The 25,025-nt window shown below is 64.9% G+C and carries 25 protein-coding genes; 9 read left to right on the forward strand and 16 right to left on the reverse strand.

The genetic code is table 11. From position 1 onward, the window contains the following. Positions 1–6 precede the first annotated feature (6 nt). Positions 7–894: a 3-hydroxyisobutyrate dehydrogenase gene (mmsB, locus tag H618_RS0116755; RefSeq protein WP_028696163.1), complete on the forward strand. Its 888-nt coding sequence runs from the start codon at positions 7–9 to the stop codon at positions 892–894. A 97-nt stretch (positions 895–991) separates the two neighbouring features. On the opposite strand, the gene H618_RS0116760 is transcribed toward mmsB, so the two are convergent. The 7 genes from H618_RS0116760 to H618_RS0116790 form a co-directional block, all read right to left on the reverse strand. Next, entirely contained in the window at positions 992–1,336 is a 345-nt protein-coding gene (locus tag H618_RS0116760) for a cupin domain-containing protein (protein ID WP_028696164.1), read from the reverse strand. A 107-nt stretch (positions 1,337–1,443) separates the two neighbouring features. After that, positions 1,444–2,376, reverse strand: a complete 933-nt coding sequence (locus H618_RS0116765; RefSeq protein ID WP_028696165.1) for a phosphatidate cytidylyltransferase — start codon at positions 2,374–2,376, stop codon at positions 1,444–1,446. Between the two features lies 1 nt (position 2,377). Continuing rightward, the gene (locus tag H618_RS0116770) at positions 2,378–3,001 is read right to left on the reverse strand and encodes a lysophospholipid acyltransferase family protein (RefSeq protein WP_028696166.1); all 624 of its coding nucleotides are present in this window, start codon (positions 2,999–3,001) and stop codon (positions 2,378–2,380) included. Positions 3,002–3,010: 9 nt separating this feature from the next. Continuing rightward, entirely contained in the window at positions 3,011–3,445 is a 435-nt protein-coding gene (locus H618_RS0116775) for a hypothetical protein (RefSeq protein WP_028696167.1), read from the reverse strand. Beyond that, positions 3,442–4,752: a phosphatase PAP2/dual specificity phosphatase family protein gene (locus H618_RS0116780; protein WP_028696168.1), complete on the reverse strand. Its 1,311-nt coding sequence runs from the start codon at positions 4,750–4,752 to the stop codon at positions 3,442–3,444. The genes H618_RS0116775 and H618_RS0116780 overlap by 4 nt, the downstream gene beginning before the upstream one ends. Beyond that, a complete protein-coding gene (locus H618_RS0116785; protein WP_028696169.1) occupies positions 4,749–6,506 on the reverse strand; it encodes a bifunctional alpha/beta hydrolase/class I SAM-dependent methyltransferase in 1,758 nt (585 codons plus the stop codon). Before H618_RS0116785 ends, H618_RS0116780 begins: the two co-directional genes overlap by 4 nt. A 28-nt stretch (positions 6,507–6,534) precedes the next feature. Next, positions 6,535–7,140 (reverse strand): CDP-alcohol phosphatidyltransferase family protein, encoded by a 606-nt coding sequence (locus tag H618_RS0116790; RefSeq protein ID WP_028696170.1) that lies wholly within the window; start codon positions 7,138–7,140, stop codon positions 6,535–6,537. A 154-nt stretch (positions 7,141–7,294) separates the two neighbouring features. Here H618_RS0116790 and H618_RS22825 point away from each other — a divergent pair, with 154 nt between their 5' ends. Next, positions 7,295–7,447, forward strand: a complete 153-nt coding sequence (locus H618_RS22825; RefSeq protein WP_154660681.1) for a hypothetical protein — start codon at positions 7,295–7,297, stop codon at positions 7,445–7,447. Here the strand turns inward: H618_RS22825 and H618_RS0116800 are convergent. Then, positions 7,422–7,736 (reverse strand): putative quinol monooxygenase, encoded by a 315-nt coding sequence (locus H618_RS0116800; RefSeq protein WP_028696172.1) that lies wholly within the window; start codon positions 7,734–7,736, stop codon positions 7,422–7,424. The genes H618_RS22825 and H618_RS0116800 overlap by 26 nt on opposite strands. 171 nt (positions 7,737–7,907) lie before the next feature. On the opposite strand from H618_RS0116800, the gene mdaB reads away from it, so the two are divergent. The 3 genes from mdaB to ggt all read left to right on the forward strand — a co-directional run bounded on the left by mdaB (position 7,908) and on the right by ggt (position 11,222). Then, on the forward strand, positions 7,908–8,495 hold the full coding sequence (gene mdaB, locus H618_RS0116805; RefSeq protein ID WP_028696173.1) for an NADPH:quinone oxidoreductase MdaB: 588 nt from the start codon (positions 7,908–7,910) through the stop codon (positions 8,493–8,495). An 86-nt stretch (positions 8,496–8,581) separates the two neighbouring features. After that, positions 8,582–9,478 (forward strand): LysR family transcriptional regulator, encoded by an 897-nt coding sequence (locus H618_RS0116810; protein WP_028696174.1) that lies wholly within the window; start codon positions 8,582–8,584, stop codon positions 9,476–9,478. A 76-nt stretch (positions 9,479–9,554) separates the two neighbouring features. Further along, a complete protein-coding gene (ggt, locus tag H618_RS0116815) occupies positions 9,555–11,222 on the forward strand; it encodes a gamma-glutamyltransferase (protein ID WP_028696175.1) in 1,668 nt (555 codons plus the stop codon). A 116-nt stretch (positions 11,223–11,338) separates the two neighbouring features. Here the strand turns inward: ggt and H618_RS0116820 are convergent, their stop codons facing one another. From H618_RS0116820 to H618_RS0116840, 5 genes are all read right to left on the reverse strand, one after another. Then, a complete protein-coding gene (locus H618_RS0116820; RefSeq protein ID WP_425414205.1) occupies positions 11,339–13,294 on the reverse strand; it encodes a methyl-accepting chemotaxis protein in 1,956 nt (651 codons plus the stop codon). 207 nt (positions 13,295–13,501) lie between these two features. Beyond that, on the reverse strand, positions 13,502–14,386 hold the full coding sequence (ypfJ, locus tag H618_RS0116825; RefSeq protein WP_028696177.1) for a KPN_02809 family neutral zinc metallopeptidase: 885 nt from the start codon (positions 14,384–14,386) through the stop codon (positions 13,502–13,504). A 147-nt stretch (positions 14,387–14,533) separates the two neighbouring features. Beyond that, a complete protein-coding gene (trmA, locus tag H618_RS0116830; RefSeq protein ID WP_028696178.1) occupies positions 14,534–15,619 on the reverse strand; it encodes a tRNA (uridine(54)-C5)-methyltransferase TrmA in 1,086 nt (361 codons plus the stop codon). After that, a complete protein-coding gene (locus H618_RS0116835; RefSeq protein WP_028696179.1) occupies positions 15,616–16,911 on the reverse strand; it encodes an NCS2 family permease in 1,296 nt (431 codons plus the stop codon). Before H618_RS0116835 ends, trmA begins: the two co-directional genes overlap by 4 nt. Positions 16,912–17,087: 176 nt before the next feature. After that, positions 17,088–18,317, reverse strand: a complete 1,230-nt coding sequence (locus H618_RS0116840) for an MFS transporter (RefSeq protein WP_028696180.1) — start codon at positions 18,315–18,317, stop codon at positions 17,088–17,090. A 350-nt stretch (positions 18,318–18,667) separates the two neighbouring features. On the opposite strand from H618_RS0116840, the gene H618_RS0116845 reads away from it, so the two are divergent. The 3 genes from H618_RS0116845 to H618_RS21825 are packed head-to-tail and all read left to right on the forward strand — an operon-like array spanning position 18,668 to position 21,279. Further along, on the forward strand, positions 18,668–20,104 hold the full coding sequence (locus H618_RS0116845; RefSeq protein WP_028696181.1) for a cytochrome ubiquinol oxidase subunit I: 1,437 nt from the start codon (positions 18,668–18,670) through the stop codon (positions 20,102–20,104). A 2-nt stretch (positions 20,105–20,106) separates the two neighbouring features. Next, complete coding sequence (gene cydB / locus H618_RS0116850; protein WP_028696182.1) at positions 20,107–21,114, forward strand: cytochrome d ubiquinol oxidase subunit II; 1,008 nt, start codon at positions 20,107–20,109, stop codon at positions 21,112–21,114. A gap of 12 nt (positions 21,115–21,126) precedes the next feature. Then, a complete protein-coding gene (locus tag H618_RS21825; RefSeq protein WP_033727744.1) occupies positions 21,127–21,279 on the forward strand; it encodes a DUF2474 domain-containing protein in 153 nt (50 codons plus the stop codon). A 65-nt stretch (positions 21,280–21,344) separates the two neighbouring features. Here H618_RS21825 and H618_RS0116860 read toward each other — a convergent pair whose 3' ends face one another. Next, positions 21,345–22,469 carry a methyltransferase gene (locus H618_RS0116860; RefSeq protein WP_028696183.1) on the reverse strand — a complete coding sequence of 375 codons (1,125 nt, stop codon included), beginning with the start codon at positions 22,467–22,469 and terminating at the stop codon, positions 21,345–21,347. Between the two features lie 95 nt (positions 22,470–22,564). After that, on the reverse strand, positions 22,565–23,278 hold the full coding sequence (locus H618_RS0116865; RefSeq protein WP_028696184.1) for a LuxR family transcriptional regulator: 714 nt from the start codon (positions 23,276–23,278) through the stop codon (positions 22,565–22,567). Positions 23,279–23,616: 338 nt separating this feature from the next. Between H618_RS0116865 and H618_RS0116870 the strand changes: the two genes are divergently transcribed. Continuing rightward, entirely contained in the window at positions 23,617–24,393 is a 777-nt protein-coding gene (locus H618_RS0116870; RefSeq protein WP_028696185.1) for a ferredoxin--NADP reductase, read from the forward strand. A gap of 48 nt (positions 24,394–24,441) precedes the next feature. Here the strand turns inward: H618_RS0116870 and mscL are convergent, their stop codons facing one another. Further along, complete coding sequence (gene mscL / locus H618_RS0116875; RefSeq protein ID WP_028696186.1) at positions 24,442–24,861, reverse strand: large-conductance mechanosensitive channel protein MscL; 420 nt, start codon at positions 24,859–24,861, stop codon at positions 24,442–24,444. Positions 24,862–25,025: the final 164 nt, after the last annotated feature.

The raw sequence follows: 25,025 nt of genomic DNA on the forward strand, positions 1-25,025 counted from the left end.
ACCACCATGCGTATCGCATTCATCGGCCTGGGCAACATGGGCGCGCCCATGGCGCGCAACTTGCTCAAGGCCGGGCATCAACTGAATCTGTTCGATCTCAACCAGGCGGTGCTGGCCGAACTCGCCGAGCTGGGCGGGCAGATCAGCGCCTCGCCAAAGGCGGCGGCTGCCGATGCCGACGCAGTGATCACCATGCTGCCTGCGGCGGCCCACGTGCGCAGCGTCTACCTGGGTGATGACGGCGTGTTGTCGGGCATCCGCGCCGGCACGCCGGCCTTGGATTGCAGCACCATCGATCCGCAGACGGCCCGCGATGTGTCCGAGGCGGCAGCGGCCAAGGGGGTAGACCTGGGCGATGCGCCGGTGTCGGGCGGCACTGGCGGAGCGGCGGCAGGCACCCTGACCTTCATGGTCGGCGCCAGCGCCGAACTGTTCGCCACCTTCAAGCCAGTGCTCGAGCAGATGGGCCGCAATATCGTGCATTGCGGTGGCGTCGGCACCGGGCAAATCGCCAAGATCTGCAACAACCTGCTGCTGGGTATCTCGATGGTGGGGGTGTCCGAGGCCATGGCCCTGGGCGATGCGCTGGGTATCGACACCCAGGTACTGGCCGGCATCATCAACAGCTCGACCGGCCGTTGCTGGAGCTCGGATACCTACAACCCCTGGCCCGGGGTGATCGACACTGCGCCCGCTGCCCGTGGCTATACCGGTGGTTTTGGCGCTGAGCTGATGCTCAAGGACCTGGGCCTTGCCACCGAGGCAGCACGCCAGGCGCACCAGCCAGTGATTCTCGGCGCGGTGGCGCAGCAGCTGTACCAGGCGATGAGCCTGCGCGGCGAGGGCGGCAAGGATTTCTCGGCGATCGTCGAGGGCTATCGAAGGAAGGGCTGAGGGACTGTGGGGCAGTACAGCGGGTAGGTGCGACCGGCCCATCGCGGCTGAACCGGAGTGCCGGCCGGTTCAGCCGCGAATCCGCCGAGTAAACGGATCAGGCGAAAACGAAGTACTTGCGCACGGTCTCGACCACTTCCCAGGTGCCTTTCATCCCCGGTTCGATGACGAACACGTCGCCGCCCTTGAGGTGCTTGGGCTCTTCGCCTTCGGGGGTGATGATGCAGTAGCCTTCGAGGAAGTGGCAGAACTCCCACTTGTCGTAGTTGACCTCGAATTTGCCTGGGGTGCAGATCCAGGTGCCCATGATCTTGCTGCCGTCAGCCGACAGGTAGGCGTTGAGGTTGACCGTGTGCGGCTCGCCGCCGATGCGTTTCCACTTGGTGGCGTCGACTATCGGAGTGGGGCAGGTTTCGCGCAGGACGGTGATGAAATCAGACATGTGCAGGCTCCTGAAAGGTCGCTGGATGACAGGCCACCATAGGCCCATCCCGCGCACGTCAGTTGCCTGCACTCGACCTTTAGCTGTCTCTTCGCGCTATCGCAGGCTCATGCCCACCAGTACCGCACGAAGTGGAAGAACACCGGCGCTGCGAAGCACACCGAGTCGATGCGATCGAGCATGCCGCCGTGGCCTTCGATCATGTGGCCCCAGTCCTTGACCCCACGGTCGCGCTTGATCGCCGACATCACCAGCCCGCCGAAGAAGCCCATGGCGTTGACGGTCAGCGCCATCAGCGCCGCCTGCCAGAAGTTGAACGGGGTGATCCAGCACAGCAGGGCGCCGATCAGGGTGGCCAGCGCCACGCCGCCGAGCAGGCCTTCGAGGGTCTTGGACGGCGACAGGTTGGGCGCCACCTTGCGCTTGCCGAACAGCTTGCCGCACACGTACTGCAGCACGTCGCTGAGCTGCACCACCATGATCAGCCAGGCGATCAGCAGCAGGTTGCGCCCTTCATAGCCGGGAATCTCCAGGGTCATCAACGCCGGTACCGCCGACACGCAGTACACCGCGATCATCAGCCCCCACTGCACCTTCGAGGCCCGTTCGAGGAAGCGCGTGGTGTCGCCGCCGAGGCTTGCGAGAATCGGCAACAGCAGGAACAGGTAGACCGGAATGAAGATGCTGAACAGGCCGTACCAGTCGCTGGCGATCAGCAGGTATTGCACCGGCAGTGCCAGGTAGAAGGCGGCCGCCAGCGCCGGGTAGTCGCTGCGCCGGGTTGGGGTCAGGGTCATGAATTCGCGCAGCGCGTAGAACGACACGCAGTAGAACAGCACGATCACGCCGTATTTGCCGAATATGAAGGCGATGCCGATGACCAGCACCATCACCCACCAGGCGTTGATGCGTGCGTTGAGGTTGTCGATAACGGCATGCGGGCCGGGGCCGGCGCGCCATTTCAGCAAGCGGCCGATCAGGCTGGCGAGCAGCAGCAGGGCGCCGATGCCGGCGAACAGCGAAAGGGTGTTGTCATCCATGTCAGGCGTCCTTGGGGGCCAGGTTCAACAGGGCTTCACGGGCCCGTTCGAGAAACGCCGGTTTGCTTTCATCGGCCGCGGCGTGCAGCGGTTCGCCAAAGCTCAGGGTGCACAGCAACGGCAGTGGCAGCGCGCGACCCTTGGGCATGACGCGGTTGAGGTTGGCGATCCACACTGGCACCAGCTCGATCTGCGGGTTGGCCGCGGCCAGGTGGAACAGGCCGCTCTTGAACGGCAACAGTTGCTCTTCGCCGAGGTTGCGCGTGCCTTCCGGGAAGAAGATCAGCGAGTCACCCTGGCCCAGCGCATCGAGCACCGGTTGCAGCGGGTTGTCGCCTGGCTCGCCGCGCTGGCGGTCGATCAGCACGCCGTTGAACACCTTGCGGATGAGGAATTCACGGATGCCAGGTTTGCACCAGTAATCGGCGCCCGCCACCGGCCGCGCGTGCTTGCGCAGTTCGGCTGGCAGTGACGCCCACAGCAGCACGAAATCGCCGTGGCTGCTGTGGTTGGCGTAGTACAGGCGTTGCACCGGCTGCGGTGTGCAGCCGAGCCACAACGCCCGCGCGCCGGTGATCAGGCGCGCGGCGGAAGTGATGGCGAAGGCGGTAAGGTCAGCGAACATGGGTGGGGATCATCCGATGAAAGGCAGTGTCAGCAGGGTAGCCAACAGCAGCACGGTCTGTAGGGCAAAACACAGGGTCTGGCGGCGCAGCAGGCGCAACGCGCCCTGGCAGCGCGAATCCCAGCTGCGTGGGGCAGGGCTCGGCGGCTTAAGGCGCAGGTCGGTCAATGCCTGGTCGAGGGCCTGGGTGTCTTCCATGAGTGTCGCGTGGCGGGCGGCAAGGCTTGCGAACAGCTCGGCATCCAGCGCCACCCGCATGGCCCAGTACTTGTGCGCCAGGCCCAACAGCACCAGCACGGCGCACAGCAGGCTGGCGCTGAGGGCCAGCTTCAGCCCCAGCAATGGAGTCAGCGCATAGCCGAGGGCGAGCAGGCTGATGCCATCGGACACCCGTTCGAGCTGCGCGCCACGGCGCAACAGGCTGGCGGTCAGCAGCAACTTCATTGCGTCCGCTCCAGCACCTGCAACGCCTGGCGGTGCGCTGCACGCAACACCACCCCGGGACGCGCCTGACGCACCTGCGCCAACGCCTGCTCAAGGGTGGCGCAGCGACCGCTCGCCAGCAGCCAGGCCACCACTGCGCTGGCGCTGCGCGAGTAGCCCAAGGCGCAGCACACCAGCAGCGGGCCATGGCCACGCAAACGCTCGATGACCTCGGCCGCCGCGGCCAGGGTGGCGTGCTCTGGGGCGATCAGGTCGAGGCTGGGCAGGCTGCGGTAGTGCGCCACCCTGGCCCGGCAGGGCAATTCGGCGCACAGGTCGACGATGGCCGCAAAGCCGCTCGCCTGGCCGGCACTGGGCAGGCGCCCGAGGTACACCCCGGCACACACTTCATCGGCCTGCGGGTAGCGCCGGGTCCACAGCCGCGAGTTGAGCCAGGCTGCCGCCAGGTACGGCGCCAGCAGCCAGCAGGCGGCGCTGGACAAGCGCCCATCGCCGCCTTTCTGGAACCCCGTGGGCCCCAGCCAGGCGTAGTGCATTGCCACCAGGCTCAACGACAGCGCTGGCCAGAGCAACAGCAGCGAAGCGCCCGCAAGGCTCAGTGCCAGCGTCAGCAGCAGGGCCGCGCCCAGCGCGTAGCTCGCCGCCAGTGCCCAGCGCTTGCCCTCACGGGCAAGGCTCGCCTGCTGCCAGGGCAATGCACCCTGGCCCGGCCATAGCCATACGCACAACAGCCCCACCGCAGCGCCGCTGGGCACGTCGATGAAGTGGTGCTGCCAAGTGGTCAGCACCGACACACCGATCAGCGCCATCCAGCCATGCACCAGCCAGCGCCAGGGCTGGCGCTGCACGTGGCGGGCGAACATCGTCCAGATGATCACCAGCAGGGCGATGTGCAGCGAGGGCGCCTGGTTGAACGGTTTGTCGAAGCCCATCAGCACGTCGAACATCACCCCGAACAGCCCCTCCAGGGCCGGTCGCTCGAAGGTGAAACGCAACGGCCAGAGCAGGAAGCCGATCACGCACAGCACCTGGGCGGTGAGCAGTGCCAGGGCGTGGCGATCCATTTCCCGGCGGCTCAGTGGCAACAGGAACGACAGCCCGTAGAGCAGATCGATCGACCAGTACGGGACGATGGTCCACGGCCACAGCGGCAGGTGCCGCTCCCAGTCGAACACCAGGCTGCCGACGTCGGCGCGGCCCGCGCTGTAGGTGTTGCTCAGGCCATAGCTGAGGAAGAACAGCGGGCCGAGCAAGAGCAGCCACAACAACCCGCGGCGGATCAGCCGCGGCTCGCGGGCTGGGTTCATTCACTCACCCGTTGCGCCAGGCTGACGCTGAAGATGCCCCATTCATCGATGCGTTGGCTGATCTTGCGGAAACCTGCCGCTTCCACCAGTTGGTCCATCTCGGCCTGGCTGCGCCGGCGCATGACCCAGGCCTGGCCTTCGCGGTGGCTGGTCAGGGCGCGGGCGATCATCTCCAGCTGCGGGTGCCACGGCTGGCCGGTGTAGATCAGGTAGCCACCTTCCTCGACGGCGTCGCCCAGCCCAGCCAGGGACGTGCCCACCTGGGTGTTGTCGGCGAACAGCTCGTACAGGCCCGAGACCACCGCCAGGGTCGGGCGGGTGTGCAGGTTGGCCAGGCTGTCGCGGTCGAAGGCATCGCCCTGAACGAACTGGGCGATGGCGCCGAGGCCCTTTTCGTCGATCAGCGCGCTGCCCTGGCGCACGTTCAGCTCGCTGTAGTCGCGCAGCAGAATCGAATCAGGCAACTGCGGCAGGCCTTGCAGGGCTTCGAGGATGTAGCGGCCGTGGCCGGCTGCGATGTCGACGATATGCACCGGGCGCTGCTGCTCGTGCAAGCGCGCGATGGCCTCGCGCAGCAGTTCCTCGGCATGCACCTTGCGCTGGCGAATGCCGCGCCAGCCGATGGCGTCGAGGTAGTTGCGGTCGATCATGCGTCCCAGCCGGCCTTTGCCGGTGGGCTGGTCGCGGTACACGTAGTCGAGCGTGCTGCCGGAATCGAAGCCGGTGTCAAAGCCCAGCTTCACCCCCTCAGACAGGCCCTTGCCCAGGCGCAGGCCGGCGCGGGTGGCGCGCCAGTAGAGGTCACGCGGCGAGTGGCGCGGCAGCGGCGCGGCCAGGCTTTCGGCTTCGGCGCAGCTGGCCCCGACCCGGTCGGCATCGAGCAGCGAAGGCGCCGGCAGCGGTGCATCGAAACACTGGCTGACGAAGCGCTCGATGCGCCTGAGCACATGGCCGCGGTCACGCTCGCCGAGGGTGTCGTGGAAGAACCCCGGCAGCAGGTGCATTTCCTTGCGGGCACTGCCCAGGCGTTCGAAGAAGCGTTCCTGCGGGGCGCGCTCGACCACCAGATCGGCCCCTGAGACCAGCAACTGCGTCGGCAGCTGGATGGCCTGGGCATCCGCCACCACGCGGTCTGCGGCCTCGTACAGGCCCAGCAGCATGGTCACCGAGATCGGCCGGCTGATCAGGGGGTCGGCGCTGTACGACATCACCCGCTGTGGGTCATGGGTGAGCAGGCGTGGCTTGACGTAGCTGTTGACGAAGAAGTTGCCGCGCAGCTTTTTCAGCAGCTTCAGGCCGGGGCGGGCGAAGGGGACGTAGAGCTTGACCTTGAACGCCGGCGAGGCCAGCACCAGGCAGCGCACCTTGGGCGCGTAGTCGTGCGCCCAGGTGGCGATCAACACGGCGCCGACGCTTTGCGCCAGCACCACCATGTCGTGCTGCTCGATGCCGTGGGTGCGTTGCAGGTGTTCGATGAAGGTCTGCACATCGCGCACGCTGGTGGCAAAGCCTGGGCTGTCGCCGCGAGCGCCGGGCGAGTGACCGTGGCCGCGAGCATCCCAGGCGAAGAAGTCGTAGCCGGGCATGTCCAGCTCATCGGCCAGGTGCGCCAGGCGCCCGCCGTGTTCATGGCCGCGGTGGAACATCACCACGGCGCGGCGTGGCTGGTGCTCGTTACGGGTGGCCGGCCAGTGGCGGTAGTGCAGCTCGACGCCATCATGGGTTGAGAAATGCAGCGATTGCGCTTGGCGCATGGTGAGGTTCCTTGTCCGTCAGGAGGGCTCAGCGGGTTTCGGCCAGGCCCTGGCGAACCCGGTTGTAGAGGGTGTACAGCGACAGCAGCGCAACCACCGCCAGCAGGCCGTTGATCCAGCTGGCCGGCAGCAGGGCGCAACCGACGCCTGCGCCGATCACGCCGAACACGAACGCGCGGTCGCTCTTGCCCATCGGCCCGTCATAGCGCCTCGAGGCGCCGACCAGCGGCCCCATGACGCCTGCGTATTCGCTGATCACCGCCAGCAGCACGACCACCACCACCAACGGCGCAGACACACCCAGCAGCAGAGCGAACGGCAGGTACAGCGCCGCGTCGGCCACCACGTCGCAGAGTTCATTGAGGTAGGCGCCGAGCGTCGATTGCTGGCCGAATTCGCGGGCCAGCATGCCATCGATGGCATTGAGCGCCATGCGTAGCAGCATCCACAGCGGCACCAGCAGGAACAGCCAGGTGCTGTGTGCCTGCCAGGCCAGCAGCAGGCCCAGCAGCAGCGAAACGCCGGCGGCCGCCAGAGTCACTTGGTTGGCTGTGACGCCGCGAGCGTGCAGGCGCTCCACGCTGGGGCGCAGCAAGGCCTGAAAACGTGGCTTGAGCTGGTAGATCGACGGCATGCAGGAAATCCTTCTCACGGTGCTGGGTGCGGCGATTGTCGGTAAAGGCCCAGGGGCAGGGCAAGTTGCCGTGGATGCGGATGTGATGCAGTGCATGTGCATGTGCATGTGCATGCCGCCTGGCGACCCCCCGCAGCCGGGCAGGACTCCTGCCATGGCGCCTTTTCCGGGTTTCTATCCAGACCTCGGCCCGGCGCTTTGGTTGCCGGGGCTGCTCACTCTGGTGCTGGCGGGGCGCTGCAAGGGGGCCGGCCTGGCCCCGCTCGGCGCCCAGCGAGGGCTCAACGGCTGGACGAGGCTGGGCTGAGCATTTCGATGGACTGGATATCGAAATCGGTTTCCAGGTACTCCGAGCGTTGCTCGTGGAAGGTGACCATGTGCGGTTTTTTCAGGTGCTCCTGGAAGTCGGCCTCACTGGCCCACACCTCGAAGAACACGAACAGGCTCGGGTCTGTCTTGTCGCGCAGCATGTGGTACTCGACACAGCCTTTCTCGGCGCGGCTCGATTGCACGGCGGCGCGGAACAGCAGTTCGAAGGCGTCGGCTTTTTCCGCGCGGGTCTTGGCCTTGAGAATGAACGCGTAGGGTTCGGTCATGGTGAACGGATTCCTGAAAGTGGGAGTGACTGAGTCTATGACAACACTGGCCGGGCGATTCGTGAATTCTGCGCAACTATCATTTGCCCGCAAGCGGGTGTTTCCGCCCCCATACGCTGGGTAGTCTGCGGCCCTGTTCATTGACTGGGTCGACGACCCGTGGGGCTTTCCATGCAGCACATTCTGCTTCTCAACGGCGGCAAACGCTTCGCCCATTCCGACGGGCGCCTCAACCAGACCCTGCACGACGGCGCCGTGGCGTTCTTCGACCAGCCCGGCTTCGAGGTGCGCGAAACCTTCATCGATGGCGGTTACGACGTCGACGAAGAGGTGCAGAAATTTCTCTGGGCCGATGTGGTGATCTACCAGATGCCGGGCTGGTGGATGGGCGCGCCCTACACCGTCAAGCAGTACCTCGATGAGGTGTTCACCGCAGGCCACGGCAGCCTCTACGCCAACGATGGCCGCACGCGCAGCGATGCCTCGCAGAAATACGGCAGCGGCGGCCTCATCCAGGGCAAGCGCTACATGATTTCTGCCACCTGGAACGCCCCGCAGCAGGCCTTCGATGACCCGCACGACTTCTTCGAAGGCAAAGGCGTGGATGCGGTCTACTTCCCGTTCCACAAGGCCCATGAGTTTCTCGGCATGACCGGGCTGCCGACCTTCCTTGCGGTGGATGTCATGAAACGCCCCGATGTGCCCGCCACGCTTGCCCGCTACCAGGCGCACCTGGGCGAGGTGTTCGCACGCGACTGAAATCGATGGCTGAGGGCGAACAGGCTTGCAGCGCCGGCGATGAGCCGTTATCAATCATCGCCCACCCCCAGACAGGCCTGCCCGTTGTGAAGACGCGCTCAGAAGAACTGCAAGTATTCGTCGCGGTGATCGACTGTGGATCGATCTCCGCTGCTGCCGAGCAACTGGGGCAGACGCCGTCTTCGCTCAGCCGCAGCCTGTCGCGGCTGGAAGCACGGCTGGGCACCACCTTGCTCAACCGCACCACCCGGCGCATGGAACTGACCGAAGAGGGGCGGTTTTTCCTCGAACGCTCGCGGCTGATTCTCGGGCAGATGCAGGAGCTCGAAGAGCGCCTGTCACTGCACCGCCAGACCCCGGCCGGACGCCTGCGCATCAACGCGGCAACGTCGTTCATGCTGCACGCGATCGTGCCGTGGATCGGTGAGTTCCGCCGCCAGTACCCGGACATCGAGCTGGAGCTGAACACCGACGACCTGATCATCGACCTGCTGGAACAGCGCACCGATGTGGCGATTCGCATCGGCGAGCTGAGTGATTCCAGCCTGCACGCCCGTTCGCTCGGTTGCAGCCCGCTGCAGGTGCTGGCCAGCCCCGGCTACCTGGCGCGCCACGGCACGCCGCGGCAGGTGCACGACCTCGAGCAGCATTGCCTGCTCGGTTTCACCCAGCCAGACAACCTCAACCACTGGCCGCTGCGCCATGCCGAGGGCGACCGCTGGAGCATCCGTGCGCAGGTGCTGGCCTCCAATGGCGAGACGCTGCGCAAGCTGGCCCTGGCCGGAGAGGGCATCGTCTGCCTGTCGCACTTCATGACCCACGAGGACATCCGCAGCGGCCGCCTGCAGGTGCTGCTGGCCGACGCCAACAGCGGCTATCGCCAGCCGATTCACGCGGTGTACTACCGCAACACGCAACTGGCCCTGCGCATCCAATGCTTCCTCGATTTCATCCAGCACAAGCTGGCGGTCTACGCCTGTTGAGCGACGGCGGTTTGCAGCGCTGCGGGGCTTGGGCCTTAATGAAAGGCCGAGAAGAACAATGACCAAGGAAGTGCCCATGCGTATCGTCGTGTTCCAGTCGGTGGCCATTGCCGCCGCGATCCTCACCAGCTCCGCCAGTTACGCCGTGACCTTGCAGGCCGGCGCGGTGGCTGCGCCCGACCAGTACGGCGCGCAGGTGGCCGCCGACATTCTCAAGCGCGGCGGCAATGCCGTAGACGCTGCTGTGGCCACCGCCTTCACCCTAGCAGTGACCTACCCCGAAGCCGGCAACATTGGCGGCGGCGGCTTCATGACCTTGTTCATGGACGGCAATCCGTATTTTCTCGACTACCGCGAGGTGGCGCCCAAGGCTGCCAGCCGCAACATGTACCTGGACGACAAAGGCCAGGTGATCGAAAACCTCAGCCTGATCGGCGCCCGCGCCGCTGGCGTGCCCGGCACGGTGATGGGCTTGTGGGAAGCCCATGAGAAATTCGGCAAGCTGCCTTGGAGCGAACTGCTGACCCCAGCCATTGGCTATGCGCGCAATGGCTTCAAGATTGCCGAAAAACAGTACCAGTACCGCGACGATGCCCACCGCCTGTTCAAGGCCGGGACCAACTTCAACGACTATTTCGGCAGCATGAAAGTCGGCGAGCCGTTCAAGCAGCCGGAGCTGGCCAAGACCCTCGAGCGCATCGCCGACAAAGGCGCTGCCGAGTTCTATCAAGGCAAGACCGCCGAACTGCTGGTGGCGCAGATGAAAGCCGACAAGGGCCTGATCACTGCCGACGACCTGCGCGACTACAAGGCGCTGTGGCGTGATCTGGTGGCCATCGAGTGGCGCGGCAACATCGTCTACACCGCGCCGCCGCCAAGCTCGGGCGGCATCGCCCTGGCGCAGTTGCTGGGCATCAAGGAGCTGCGCAGCGATGACTTCAAGGGCGTGGCGCACAACTCGGCGCGCTATATCCACCTGTTGGCGGAAATCGAAAAACGCGTATTCGCCGACCGCGCCGACTACCTCGGCGACCCGGCCTTCACCCAGGTCCCCATGGTGCGTCTGATGGCCAAGGACTACCTGGCGCAGCGCGCCGCGCAGGTCAATCCGCAGGCGATCTCGGCCACCGAGTCGATCAAGCCGGGCCTTGAGTCGCACCAGACCACGCACTTTTCCATCGTCGACAAAGACGGCAATGCGGTGAGCAACACCTATACCCTCAACCTCGACTACGGCAGTGGCGTGGTGGTCAAGGGCGCGGGCTTCTTGCTCAACGATGAGATGGACGATTTCAGCGTCAAGCCCGGCACCGCCAATGTGTTCGGGGTGATTGGCGGCGACGCCAATGCCATCGAGCCGGGCAAGCGCATGCTCTCATCGATGAGCCCGACCTTGGTCACCCGCGACGACAAAGTGACACTGGTGCTTGGCACTCCCGGCGGTTCGCGGATCTTCACCTCGATCTTCCAGGTGCTGAACAACCTGTATGACTACGACATGCCGCTGGAGAAAGCCGTCGCCGCCCAGCGCGTGCACCATCAGTTGCTGCCCAAGGACACCATCTACTACGACAGCTACGCGCCGCTGACCGGGCCAGTGGCCGCGGAGCTGAAGAAGATGGGTTACACGCTGGAAGACCAGGGCTGGAACATGGGCGATGTCCAGGCGATTCGGGTGACCGGCGAGCGCGTGGAAACCGCTTCCGATCCCCGCGGGCGGGGGGTTGGGGTGATTGTGCGTTAGCCTCTGCGGATTTTGATAAGGCGGCAGGCCATTCGCGGCTAAACCGCAGCCGCGAAAAAACGTTCAGGCAACGCAAGTCTCAGAGGTGCGCAAGGCTCCAGCCCTGCGCCCCTGAATCACACCTTGAACTGACTCACCAGCATCTGCAAATGCCCGCCCAACCGCGCCAGCTCGACGCTGGAGGCGGCGGTTTCGTCGCTGGCCGCGGCGGTCTGTTCCGAGACGTCGCGCACGTTGAGGATGCTGCGGCTGATTTCCTCGGCCACGGCGCCCTGCTGCTCGGCGGCGGCGGCGATCTGCTGGTTCATCGCCTGGATGCTCGACACCGTTCCGGTGATGGTGCCCAGGGAGGCGCCGGCGCGGCGTGCCAGCTCGACGCTGCTGTCGGTCAGCTCGCGGCTGCCGAGCATCACCGTGGCGACCTGTTGCGTGCCTTTGTGCAGGCCCTCGATCAGCGCTTCGATTTCCTCGGTGGATTTCTGCGTGCGTTGCGCAAGGCCACGCACCTCGTCGGCGACCACGGCGAAGCCACGACCGGCCTCACCGGCACGGGCGGCTTCGATGGCGGCGTTGAGGGCGAGCAGGTTGGTCTGCTCGGCCACCGACTTGATCACGTCCATGACGCTGCCGATCTTCTGGCTTTCCTGTTGCAGGCTGTTCATCGCTTCACTTGAGCGGTGCACTTCACCAGCCAGGCGCTCGATCTGCGAGATCGCCTCGCCCACCACGCGCTCGCCGTCGCGGGCGACACCGTCGGCACTGGTGGCGGCAACCGAGGCCTGCTCGGCGTTGCGCGCCACTTCCTGCACGGTGGCGGCCATTTCATGCATGGCGGTGGCGACCTGATCGGTCTCGACTTTCTGGCTGTTGGCCCCGGCGCTGGTCTGCTCGGTCACCGCCGACAGTTCCTCGGCGGCGCTGGCGATCTGCGTGACGCCATCGCGGATGCCGCCGATCAGTTCACGCAGGGTGGTACCCATGTGGCCGATGCTCTGTTGCAGCACGCCCAGCTCGTCACGGCGCTTGACGTGCAGGGTGTGGGTGAGGTCGCCGCTGGCGATGCGCTCGACCACGCTCAGGGTTTCCTGCAACGGCTTGGTGATCTGCCGGGTGATGACGATTGCAGCGACGATGCCGAACAACAGGGCCAGCAAGGTGGCGCCGATCTGCAAGGTACGCGCCTGGGCGCTCTCGCTGTCGCGGCGGTCGAGTTGCAGCTGGTACAGGGCATTGCTGGTCTTGACGATGTCGGCGCCTTCGACGGTCATTTCCTGGCGCGCCTGGGCGATGGTGGCGACCGCTTCGCGGAACGACTGCACGGCATCGCGGTACACCCCGACCTGTGCGGAGAAACGCTGGGCGCCGTCGGCGTCGCGCGGCAGTTGCGCTTGCAGGTCGGCTGCGGCGCTGACGGTGCTCTGCAACTGGTTGAGGGCGGTGCGTTCGTTGGCAGCGCTGCTGTCGGCGATGTAGCCACGCACGTCGATGATCAGCCGTTGCAGTTGCAGGCGCGCTTCGCTGGTCAGCTGGTAATGGGCCAGCAGCATGCCGTCGGGTTCCGAGCGGGCCAGCATGGCCTTGCCCAGCGCTTCGAGAGTGGCATCGGCACGGGCGGACGCCTCCTGCATGCGCTCGCGGGAGGCCAGGGAGGTCTTGTAGCCGCTGCGCATCAGGTTCAAGGAAACCTTGTATTGCTCGATGGTCTTGCCCAGTTCGCCCAGCAGGCGGACGTTCTCGGCACTCTTGAAGGTGCTGGTCAGGCGCTGCTGCTGCGCGCTGAAGGTATCGAGCTTGGCCTGGACATTGGCCGCCGAGGCGTCGTCGCCGTTGGCGATCATGTACTGCAGGCGGGCGATGCGCAGTTCGGTGAGGTCCTTGTTGAGCTGACCGATGTCGCTCATCCAGTTGCTGCGGTCGATCAGGCTACCCACGCTGAACCAGCCGGTCAGGGCCAGCAGGCCAGTCAGTAGCAGGACCACGCCGAAGCCCAGTCCCAGTTTCAAATTCACGCTGATGTTGGCAAACCAGCTGTTCATGCACGCACTCCTGAAGATTAAGTCTTGCTCCGTCATTCTCGATCGCGGGGCGTTGTTGTTCTTCAGAGCCCGCTGAGTCGTCAGGGGTTATCGGCTGGCATCGTGTTAGCTGAAACGCTTTTTCAGCAGAATTCGTCGGCAATTGGCAAATGCCTGCCGAGCGCTGCGTCGGGCGTGAAGGGAGGGCGAGGGTGCAGCGGCGGCCCTGACTGCTGGAAAACAGTCAGGACCGGAAGGTGAAGGTCAGAGGCTGCGGGCGTTGAAGGTGTCGCAGCGCTGCGCGTCACCCTGCTCGAAACCGGTCTTGAACCAGCGCACGCGCTGGGCCGAAGTGCCGTGGGTGAACGAGTCCGGCACCACGCGGCCCTGGCCTTGTTGCTGCAAACGGTCGTCGCCGATGGCATTGGCAGCGTTCAGGGCCTCTTCGACATCGCCCGGCTCCAGCCAGTTGAGGCGCTTCTGCGCCTGGTAGGCCCAGACCCCGGCGAAGCAGTCGGCCTGCAACTCCTGACGCACCAGCAGGCCATTGGCACCTTCCATACGCTCACCGCGCTGACGCGCAGCCTGCACCTGTTTCGACACACCCAGCAGGGTCTGCACGTGGTGGCCTATTTCGTGGGCGATGACATAGGCCTGGGCGAAGTCGCCGGCGGCAGAGAAGCGCGTTTCCATCTCGCGGAAGAACGACATGTCGAGGTACACGCGCTGGTCGGCGGGGCAATAGAACGGGCCGACCGCCGCCGAGGCGAAGCCGCAGGCCGAATTGACCTGGCCGCTGAACAGTACCAGCTTCGGTTCACGGTACTGCTGGCCGGACTGGGCGAACAGGGCCTTCCAGGTGTCTTCGGTGTCGCCCAGAATCGACGAGACGAACTCGGCCTGTTCGTCGTTGGCCGGCGGCGCCTTGCCCTCGGTGCCGGCGGGGGCGGCCTGGCGTTGTTCCATCTGCCCGGTGAGCTGGCCGAGGATCTGCAACGGGTCCTGGCCGGTCAGCCAGCCGATGCCGACGATCAATAGAATGGCGCCCAGGCCCAGGCCTTTGCCGCCACCAAAGCGCATACCGCCGCCACCGCCCGAGCCGCGGGCATCCACCACGTTGTCGCTGCGCCGACCTTTTCGCCAATCCATCGAAGTTCTCCTGCAATAAGCCTGTATGAGCTTTGCCCATGCAGATTAGTTCAGGTGTGGGCGGTGCTGCTGTGGCATGACGCAGCAAGGGGGTTCGAGCGACCCGGTAGGGGCTGTGAAACAGCCCCGGTCAACGGGCGTGATGCCTCAGCGACGCACCAGCAACACACCGCTTTCCATATGGTGGGTGTAGGGGAACTGGTCGAACACTGCGCAGCGCTCGATGCGGTGAGTGTCGTGCAGTTGCGCGATATTCGCCGCCAGGGTGTCCGGGTTGCACGAGATATAAAGAATGCGTTCGAAGCGCCGGGTCAGCTCGCAGGTGTCCGGGTCCATGCCGGCGCGCGGCGGGTCGACGAACACGGTGCCGAAGTCGTACTGCTTGAGGTCGATGCCCTGCAGGCGGCGGAACGGACGCACCTCGTTGAGGGCCTGGGTCAGTTCTTCGGCCGACAGGCGCACCAGGCAGACGTTATCCACGCAGTTCTCGTCGAGGTTGCTCAGGGCCGCGTTGACCGAGGTCTTGCTGATCTCGGTGGCCAGCACCTTGCGTACCCGGGTCGCCAGCGGCAGGGTGAAGTTGCCATTGCCGCAGTACAGCTCGAGCAGGTCGTCGCTGCGCTCGCCCATGGCCTCATAGGCCCAGCCGAGCATCTTCTGGTTGACCGTGCCGTTGGGCTGGGTGAAGGCGCCTTCCGGCTGGCGGTAGCTGAACGTGCGACCGGCAACCTCGAGCTTCTCCACTGCATAATCGCGGCCGATCACCAGGCGTTTGCCCTTGGAACGGCCAATGACGCTGACATTCAACTCGCTGGCCAACGTCTGGGCGGCGACTTCCCAGGCCTCGTCCAGCGGGCGGTGATAGCACAGCGTGACCATGGCATCGCCGGCCAGGGTGGTGAGGAACTCGACCTGGAACAGGCGATTGCTCAAGTCTTCATTGCCCTGCCAGGCGGCCTTGAGCCGCGGCATCAGTTCATTGATGTGCTGGCTGGCGATGGGGAAGTCGTCGATGAGAATGGCTTTGTGTTTTTCACCTGGGGCGAACATCGCGTAATGGCGCTGACCCTCTTCACGCCACAGGCGGAACTCGGCGCGCAGGCGGTAGTGCGCCTGCGGCGAATCGAAGACCTGCGGCTCTGGGGCGGCGAACGGTGCCAGCAGCTCGCGCAGGCGTTGCGCCTTGGCGGTGAGCTGCTCGCTGTAGGACGAGGGATCGAAGGCAGCACTCATGCGTTGAACCAGCCCAGTTTGATGACGAACAGCACCGAGAGAATCACCAGCGCCGCGTTGAGGTCACGGTAGCGGCCAGAGATCAGCTTGATGGCGGTCCAGGTGATGAAGCCGAAGGCGATGCCGTTGGCGATCGAGTAGGTCAGCGGCATGGCCAGGGCGGTGACCACCACCGGTGCAGCTTCGGTGATGTCGTCCCAGTTGATTTCTGCCAGGCCCGAGGCCATCAGCACGGCGACGAACAGCAGCGCCGGGGCGGTGGCGAAGGCCGGTACGCTGCTTGCCAGCGGCGCGAAGAACAGCGCCAGGAGGAACAGCACTGCGACCACGATGGCGGTCAGGCCGGTGCGCCCACCGGCGCTGACGCCCGCTGCCGATTCGATGTAGCTGGTGGTGGTCGAGGTGCCCAGCAGCGAGCCGGCCATGGCGGCGGTGCTGTCGGCGATCAGCGCGCGGCCCATCTTCGGCATGTGGCCGTCCTTGCCCATCAGCCCGGCGCGCTTGGCGACGCCGATCAGGGTGCCGGAGTTGTCGAACAGGTCGACGAACAGGAAGGCGAAGATCACGCTGATCAGCGCCACGTCGAGGGCGCCGGCGATGTCCAGTTGCAGGAAGGTCGGCGCCAGCGACGGCGGCATCGAGACCACGCCACCGAACGGGGTGAAACCGAGCACGATGGAGGCGACGGTGACCGCGAGAATGCCGATCAGCACGGCACCGCGCACTTTCAGCGATTCCAGCCCGACGATCAGGAAGAAGCCCAGGGTGGCGAGGATCGGCGCCGGTGCGCGCAGATCGCCCAGGCCCACCAGGGTGGCCGGGTTATCCACCACGATACCGGCGTTGTGCAGGGCGATCAGCGCCAGGAACAGGCCGATACCGGCGGCGATGGCCGAGCGCAGCGGCAGCGGGATGCTGTTCACGATCCATTCGCGGATACGGAAGATCGACAGCAGGAAGAACAGCACCGCCGAGATGAACACCGCACCCAGCGCCACTTGCCAGGTGTGGCCCTGGTGCAGCACCACGGTGTAGGTGAAGAAGGCGTTCAGGCCCATGCCGGGGGCCAGGGCGATCGGGTAGTTGGCGATCAGGCCCATGGTCACCGAGCCGATGGCCGCGGCCAGGCAGGTGGCGACGAACAGCGCGCCTTTGTCCATGCCGGTCTCACCGAGGATGCTCGGGTTGACGAAGAGGATGTAGGCCATGGCCAGGAAGGTGGTGACGCCCGCAAGAATCTCGGTACGCACGTTGGTGTTGTGTGCTTTTAGTTGAAACAGCCTGTCCAGCATGCCCGCTCCCAAGTCGCCGTCGGCGCCGTGAATGTATCGACCCCATCAGCAAAGCACAGCGCCCGAGGGCTGCCGTATTTTTCCGGGGCGGAAAAAAGCCGCGCATCATACCAGCCTGTTCGCCGAACGGTAGTGAATGTCGCGGCCAGTTGAGCTGCGCGGCCTGGGCCGTGGCGTCAGGCGACCGGCGGTTGATGCAGGCGGTCGCGCCTGGCGAGGGTCGGGAACAGTTTTATCCACAGGCCGGTGACCACTAATGTGCCGGCGCCGCCCAGCACTACCGCAGGCACCGTGCCGAACCAGTGCGCGGTCAGCCCCGATTCGAATTCCCCAAGCTGGTTCGAGGCGCCGATGAACAAGCCATTGACCGCACTGACCCGCCCGCGCATTTCATCGGGCGTCTGCAACTGCACGAAGGCGCTGCGGATGACCATGCTGACCATGTCGGCTGCCCCGAGCACCACCAGCACCGCCAGGGAAAACCAGAACGAGGTCGACAGGCCGAAGGCGATGGTCGCCACGCCGAACACACCGACGGCGGTGAACATGGTGCGGCCGATCTTGCGCTCGAACGGAAAACGCGCCAGCCACAGCGACATCAGCAGCGCTCCCACCGCCGGCGCCGAGCGCAGCAGGCCCAGGCCCATGGGGCCGGTGAACAGGATGTCCTTGGCGAACACCGGCAACAGCGCCGTGGCGCCGCCCAACAGCACCGCGAACAGGTCCAGCGAGATGGCGCCGAGCACATCCGGCCGGCTGCGAATGAAGCGCACCCCCGCCAGCAGCGAGTCAAGGCTGGCGCGGCCGGCTTGCCTCACCTGCGGGCGCACCTTGAGGCTCAGGGTCAGCAGGCAGGCGATGGCGTACAGCGCCACGGTCGGGCCGTACACCCACAGGCTGCCGAAGGCATACAGGAAACCGCCGATGGCCGGGGCGACGATGGTCGCCGATTGGGTGGCCGAGGCGGAGGCCGCCACCGCCCGCGGGAACAGCGCTGCCGGCACCAGGTTGGGCAGCAGCGCCTGGGTCGCCGGCATTTCGAACGAGCGGGTGGCGCCGAGCAGGAAGGCCAGGAGGAAAATAAGCTCGCGGCTGACGTTGTCGGTGGCGCTGCCGACCGCCAGGCCCAGGGCGATCAGACCCTGCAAGGTCTGGCACAGCGCGGCCACGCGGCGTCGGTCGTAGCGGTCGGCGACATGCCCGGTGTGCAGCATGAACAGCACCCGTGGGGCGAATTCCACCAGGCCCACCAGGCCCAGGTCGAGCACATTGCCGGTCAGTTGATACAGATGCCAGCCAATCGCCACGGTGAGCATCTGAAAACCGCTGGCGGTGAACACCCGGGCGAACCAGAAGGCGACGAAGGGGCGCTGGTGGCGCAGCAACAGGGCAGGGGAGGCGGACATCGGTGGGCTGATACCTCGGGGAAGCGGTGCGGGTCAGGTGTTTCAGGCTCAGGCAGAGCCTATCACCTGTTTGTAACAAATGTTTGCTGATTGCCGGGGTGGGCACGCTTCGGCCCCCCGGTAAAGGCGGTGGGACAACGGGTCACGCGGCATTCAACCACACGTCGGGTCGGGGCATTCGGGGCTATGCTTCCTGTGCTCGATTGATCTGGATCAATTTTCGCCAGCCAGCGAGCAGCCGGACCCCCGCAATCCGACAGAACAATTCCAATGCACAGCGCTCGATACTCGAGGGGGCAGTGGGCGTAGGCCGCGTGCCGTACCGCCGTACCATCTGACGAGGAAACATCATGTTCGGCCTAGAAGCCCTGGAGCTTGCCCGAATTCAGTTCGCCTTCACCGTGTCGTTCCACATCCTGTTCCCGGCCATCACCATAGGTCTCGCCAGTTACCTGGCGGTGCTCGAAGGGTTGTGGCTGAAAACCCATGAGCAGGTGTACCGCGACCTCTACCATTTCTGGTCGAAGATCTTCGCCGTCAACTTCGGCATGGGCGTGGTCTCAGGCCTGGTCATGGCCTATCAGTTCGGCACCAACTGGAGCCGCTTCTCGGAGTTCGCAGGCTCGATCACCGGACCGTTACTGACCTATGAAGTGCTCACCGCCTTCTTCCTCGAGGCGGGCTTCCTGGGCGTCATGCTGTTCGGCTGGAACCGCGTCGGACGCGGCCTGCACTTCTTCGCCACGGTGATGGTGGCGGTCGGCACGATCATCTCGACCTTCTGGATCCTGGCCTCCAACAGCTGGATGCAGACCCCGCAAGGCTACGAGATCATCGATGGACGAGTGATTCCGGTGGACTGGCTGGCGGTGATCTTCAACCCCTCGTTCCCCTACCGCCTGATGCACATGGCCACCGCGGCGTTCGTCGCCACAGCGTTCTTCGTCGGCGCTTCGGCGGCCTGGCACCTGCTGCGCGGGAGCGACAACCCGGCGGTGCGCAAGATGCTCTCGATGGCCATGTGGATGGCCTTGATCGTCGCCCCGGTGCAGGCGGTGATCGGCGACTTCCATGGCCTCAATACGCTCAAGCACCAGCCGGCGAAAATCGCCGCCATCGAAGGCCACTGGGAAAACCACCCGGGCGAGCCAACGCCGCTGATCCTCTTCGGCCTGCCCGACATGCAGGCTGAAACCACCCGCTTCAAGCTGGAAATCCCGGCCCTGGGCAGTTTGATTCTGACCCACAGCCTGGATAAACAGGTGCCGGCGCTCAAGGAATTCGCCCCTGAAGACCGGCCCAACTCGACCGTGGTGTTCTGGTCGTTCCGGATCATGGTCGGCCTGGGCATGCTGATGATTCTGGTCGGTCTGTGGAGCCTGTGGCTGCGCCGCAGCGGCAAGCTGTACAGCTCGCGGCCGTTCCTCTACCTGACCTTGTGGATGGGGCCCTCGGGGCTGATCGCCATCCTCGCCGGCTGGTTCACCACCGAGATCGGCCGTCAGCCGTGGGTGGTGTATGGGCTGATGCGCACCGCCGACGCGGTGTCCAACCACAGCTACACGCAACTGGGCATCACCCTGGTGATGTTCGTGGTGGTCTACTTCGCGCTGTTCGGCACCGGCCTTGGCTACATGATGCGCCTGGTGCGCAAAGGCCCGCAGAGCACGGTCGGTGAGCAGCCGCAGTCCGGTGGCCCGGGACAACAACGTACGCCAGCGCGGCCTTTGTCTGCCGCTGACGATGGCAGCGAACACGCCGCCGCCCGCCCGAACGAGGGGAACTGAACATGGGTATCGATCTTCCGCTGATCTGGGCCGTGATCATCATCTTCGGAGTGATGATGTATGTGGTGATGGATGGCTTCGACTTAGGCATCGGCATGCTCTTTCCCTTCGTCAAGGGCAAGGCCGACCGCGACGTGATGATGAACACCGTAGCGCCGGTGTGGGACGGCAACGAGACCTGGCTGGTGCTGGGCGGGGCGGCGCTGTTCGGCGCGTTCCCGATGGCTTATGCGGTGGTGCTCGAAGCGTTGTACCTGCCGTTGATCCTGATGCTGGTGGGGCTGATCTTCCGCGGTGTGGCCTTCGAGTTCCGCTTCAAGGCGCGTGATGCCAAGCGTCACCTGTGGGACAAGGCGTTCATCTGGGGTTCGCTGGTGGCGACCTTCTTCCAGGGCGTGGCATTGGGCGCGTTCATCGAAGGCTTCAAGGTGGTCGACCGGCATTTCGCAGGCGGCACGCTCGACTGGCTGACCCCCTTCAGCCTGTTCTGCGGGCTGGGGCTGATCGTTGCCTACACCCTGCTGGGCTGCACCTGGCTGATCATGAAGACCGACGGCCCCCTGCACCAGCGCATGCACGACCTGGCACGGCCCTTGGCGCTGGTGCTGCTGGCGGTGATCGGCGTGGTCAGCCTGTGGACGCCACTGGCCTATGGGCAGATCGCCGAACGCTGGTTCAGCATGCCCAACCTGATCTGGTTCATGCCGGTGCCGATTCTGGTGATGGTGACCTTCTATGCGCTGCTGCGAGCGGTGGCGCAGGACACCCACTACACGCCGTTCCTGCTTACCCTGGTGCTGATCTTCCTCGGCTACAGCGGCCTGGGCATCAGCCTGTGGCCGAACATCATCCCGCCGTCGATCTCGATCTGGGAAGCCGCCGCGCCGCCGCAGAGCCAGGGCTTCATGCTTGTGGGTACGCTGTTCATCCTGCCGTTCATCCTTGGCTACACGTTCTGGAGCTACTACGTGTTCCGCGGCAAGGTCAGCCACGACGATGGCTACCACTGACAGGAGGCGAGCATGACCGGTGAACCCGATGTACAGGTCAAGAAACCACTGTGGCAGCGCCTGGGCTGGCTGGCGCTGATCTGGCTCGCCAGCGTCGCCACCCTGGGTGTGGCGGCCTGGCTGATGCGGCTGTTCATGGCGGCGGCGGGCTTGACCACGCACTAGGTGCGGCCATTCGCAGCACTTGCAGGATCGGCGTCAGCCGCGAGTGGCCGGCAACGCCGGCCCTCTTATTTGCGCGCCTTGAGAATCACGAACTTGGGCGTGGCAGCCACTTGCTCGACGCCCCGGAACAAGCGCGCCAACTTGCTGTGATAACCCAGATGACGGTTGCCGACGATGTACAGCGCGCCGCCGACCACCAGCGCCTCGCGGGCCTGCTGGAACATCCGCCAGGCGAGGAAATCGCCCACCACTTGCTGTTGGTGGAAGGGCGGGTTGCACAGCACTACATCCAGCGACTGCCTGGGCTGTCCGGCCAGGCCATCGCCGGCACGCACCTCGACCTCACGCTCGCCCAGCGCCGCGCGCCAGTTTTCCTCGGCCGACTGCACCGCCATGTACGACTCATCGACCAAAGTGTACTGCGCCTCGGGATTGGCCAGGGCACTGGCAATCGCCAGCACGCCGTTGCCACAGCCCAGGTCAGCGACCCGGGCGTTGCCGAGGTTGCCGGGCAGGTGCGGCAGGAAGGCGCGGGTGCCGATATCCAGGTCTTCGCGGCAGAACACGTTGGCGTGGTTGCGCAGCTCGAGCGCCGGGGTTTGCAGGCGGTAGGTGGTGGGGTAGGGCGACACGAATGGCGGCCGCTCGGCCAGCGTTGCGCTGAGCAGGCGGGCCTTTTTCTGCGCCAGCGACGCCTGCACCGGGCCTATGTATTTCTCCAGCAAGTCGCCTGCGGCGCGCGGCAGGTGCTTGAGCATCGCCCCGGCGATCACCTGGGCGCCAGGCGCCAGTTGGCCTTGCAGGCGAATCAGCTGTTCTTCGAGCAGGGCCAGGGTTTTTGGAACGCGCAGCAGCACGCGGTCGAACCGGCCCTGCCACTGGGCGCTGGCCGGCACGAACGGCACGCTGTCAGGCGCCTTGCCATTGCGTGCGAGGTTTTTCTGCAGCGCCAGCCAGGCCAGGTGCGAATCACCGCTGCTGAGCACCTGCACATGGCCGGCCAGGCTCACTGCCAGGGCACCGAACGCGTCGTTGAGTACCAGCACCCGGCAATCGGCGCCCGGAGCCTGGGCAGCCAGGTGCTGCAACAAGTACTCGTCGGCGGCATCGAAGGCTTGCAGTGGGTCGTTGGGTTGCTCGGGCTGGCGAATCAGGTCGAGGTCGGCGTAGGGGCTGTTCAGCAAAGGCATTGGGTCGGGCTCTGAGGCGAATCCTGCAACGTTGGCACGCTGCACGTGAGGCGGAGGATTCTACAGGGCTTTGCGGGCGCGTTGGGCGCAGTGCGTCAGAGCATGCCCTGCATGGCGGCGATGGCGATGGCACCGGCCTTGTTCGAGGCGTTGGTCTTGGTGATGACGCTGCGAATATGAAAGTTCACCGTGCTCTGCGACAGCGACAGAATGCAGGCGATGTCGGCAGCGGTCTTGCCGGCGGCTGACCAGCGCAGCACTTCCAGTTCGCGATCGCTCAGGTGGGGCGGTGGCGACACGGCGTCCAGGCGATTCTGGTGGTGCTCGCAGAGTACGGCATGCAGGGTATTGCACAGCCACAGCACCTCCGCGCCCTTTTCATAGAACTCGGCCACGCTGATCTTGCCCGAGGGGCGCGATACGCTCAGGTGGCTCTCGTGACCGCGCAGGCCGTGTACCGGTTGGGTCCAGCCATGGCGTAGCCCGTGCTTGCAAGCGGCCTTGCGAAAGCGTGGGGTGGTGGTGAAGTGATCTTCGTCCCACAGCACCGGGAGCGTGGTGTGGTGACACAGCGACTTGATCGGGTCGAGCTGGCAGAAGTTCTCTTGCTCGTATTGCTGGTTCCACTCGGGCGGATAGTTATTGTAAAGAACTGTGTCGTTGCCCCTGGCGACGGTGTGGACATGCAAGCGCATTCCCAGATGAGTCATGTCCAGTGCCTGAGCGAGCTCGACCGCTCGATCGAATACGGCTTCGGGCTCGCGGTTTTCCAGCAGATCCTGAAGCTGGTCAGACGTCCAATGTGGCATCGCGTTTCCCCAGAGTCACTGGTTTGAGTTTGACTACCCGTTCGCATTGTAGAAAAGCATCGATTTACAAGAGTGTTTTTTTTGCTATAGCGCACTTTAGGTTTAGTCATTTCGACTGCCAGCAAGCGGCTCAGACCCCCGAAATCTCTGGCAGATGCCGCCCGTCGGGTGCCTGCCAACGCTCCGTATGCAACGCTACAGCCCTAGTGAGACGGGGGCTGTGGGCGGACGCTGTTCAGACGATCGTGCCAGAAACAGCCGCTTCACCCTGCTGACAAGGTGGTTTTTATCCACCCCGCTTTGCGCCACACTTGCGCACCGCTTTACTGGAGCCCGCCATGACCGCCGATACCGACAAGTACACCTGTCAGACCCTGCTGGACGTACAGCCGCTGACGCCGAACCTGTTCACCTTGCGGGTGACCCGTGACGCCGGCTTTCGCTTTCGTTCCGGCCAGTTCGCCCGGCTCGGCGTGAGCAAGGCCGACGGCAGTGTGGCGTGGCGGGCCTACTCGATGGTCAGCGCGCCCCATGACGAGTTTCTCGACTTCTTCTCCATCGTCGTGCCGGGCGGCGAATTCACCAGCGAGCTGAGCCGTCTGGGCAAAGGCGACACGCTGCTCATCGACCGCCAGGCCTTTGGTTTTCTCACCCTTGATCGTTTCGTCGGCGGACGTGATCTGTGGCTGCTGGCGACCGGCACTGGCATCGCGCCTTTCATGTCGATCCTGCAGGACTTCGAAGCCTGGGAGCGCTTCGAATCGATCAAGCTGGTGTACTCGGTGCGTGAGGCCAAGGAGCTGGCCTACCTCGATGACATCGCCGCGCTGGAACAGCGCGAATACCTGCAAGAGTTTGCCGGCAAGTTGCAGTTCATTCCGGTGGTCACCCGCCAAGCCCACCCGGGGGCCTTGGGCGAGCGCATCACCACGCTGATCGAAAATGGCGAGTTGGAGCGCGCAGCCGGGCTCGAGCTGTCACCTGAGCATTCGCGCATCATGCTCTGCGGCAACCCGCAGATGATCGACGATACCCGCCAGGTGCTCAAAGCCCGCGACCTGCAACTGAGCCTTAGCCGCAGGCCCGGGCAGGTGGCGGTGGAAACCTACTGGTGAGGGCTGCCAGGGTATGAAAGAAGGGCCGCTGAATGCGGCCCTTCGTCGTTACGGCAAGCGATTCTGATTCTGCGTCTTGAGCAGGTCGCGGATTTCCGTGAGCAGGGTTTCCTGCGGAGTCGGCGTTGGCGGAGCGCTCGGGGCCACGGCTTCTTCGCGCTTGAGGCGGTTGATCGCCTTGACGCCCATGAAGATGGCGAATGCCACGATGATGAAATCGATCACTGTCTGGATGAACTTGCCGTAGGCCAGAACCACGGCCGGTACGTCACCCTGGGCGGCCTTGAGGGTGATGGCCAGGTCGCTGAAATCGACACCGCCGATCAACAGACCCAGCGGCGGCATGATCACATCACCAACGAAAGACGAGACGATCTTGCCGAACGCCGCGCCGATGATGATACCGACCGCCATGTCGACGACATTGCCCTTGACCGCGAAGGCCTTGAATTCCTTGATCACGCTCATGCTGTAGTTCCTTGTAACAAATGAAGAATGTGCTCGCAGTGTAAGCCAGCGATGGATTTCATGCCTTGCGCATGCTGCAAGTGACTGTATTGCCAGCCAATAGTTTTAGCCGATTGCGGTATGCGGCAGGTGATGGCCCCTGGGGGTATCATGGCCGTTTTTCC

The organism is Pseudomonas cremoricolorata DSM 17059 = NBRC 16634 (assembly GCF_000425745.1).
GTDB lineage: Bacteria > Pseudomonadota > Gammaproteobacteria > Pseudomonadales > Pseudomonadaceae > Aquipseudomonas > Aquipseudomonas cremoricolorata.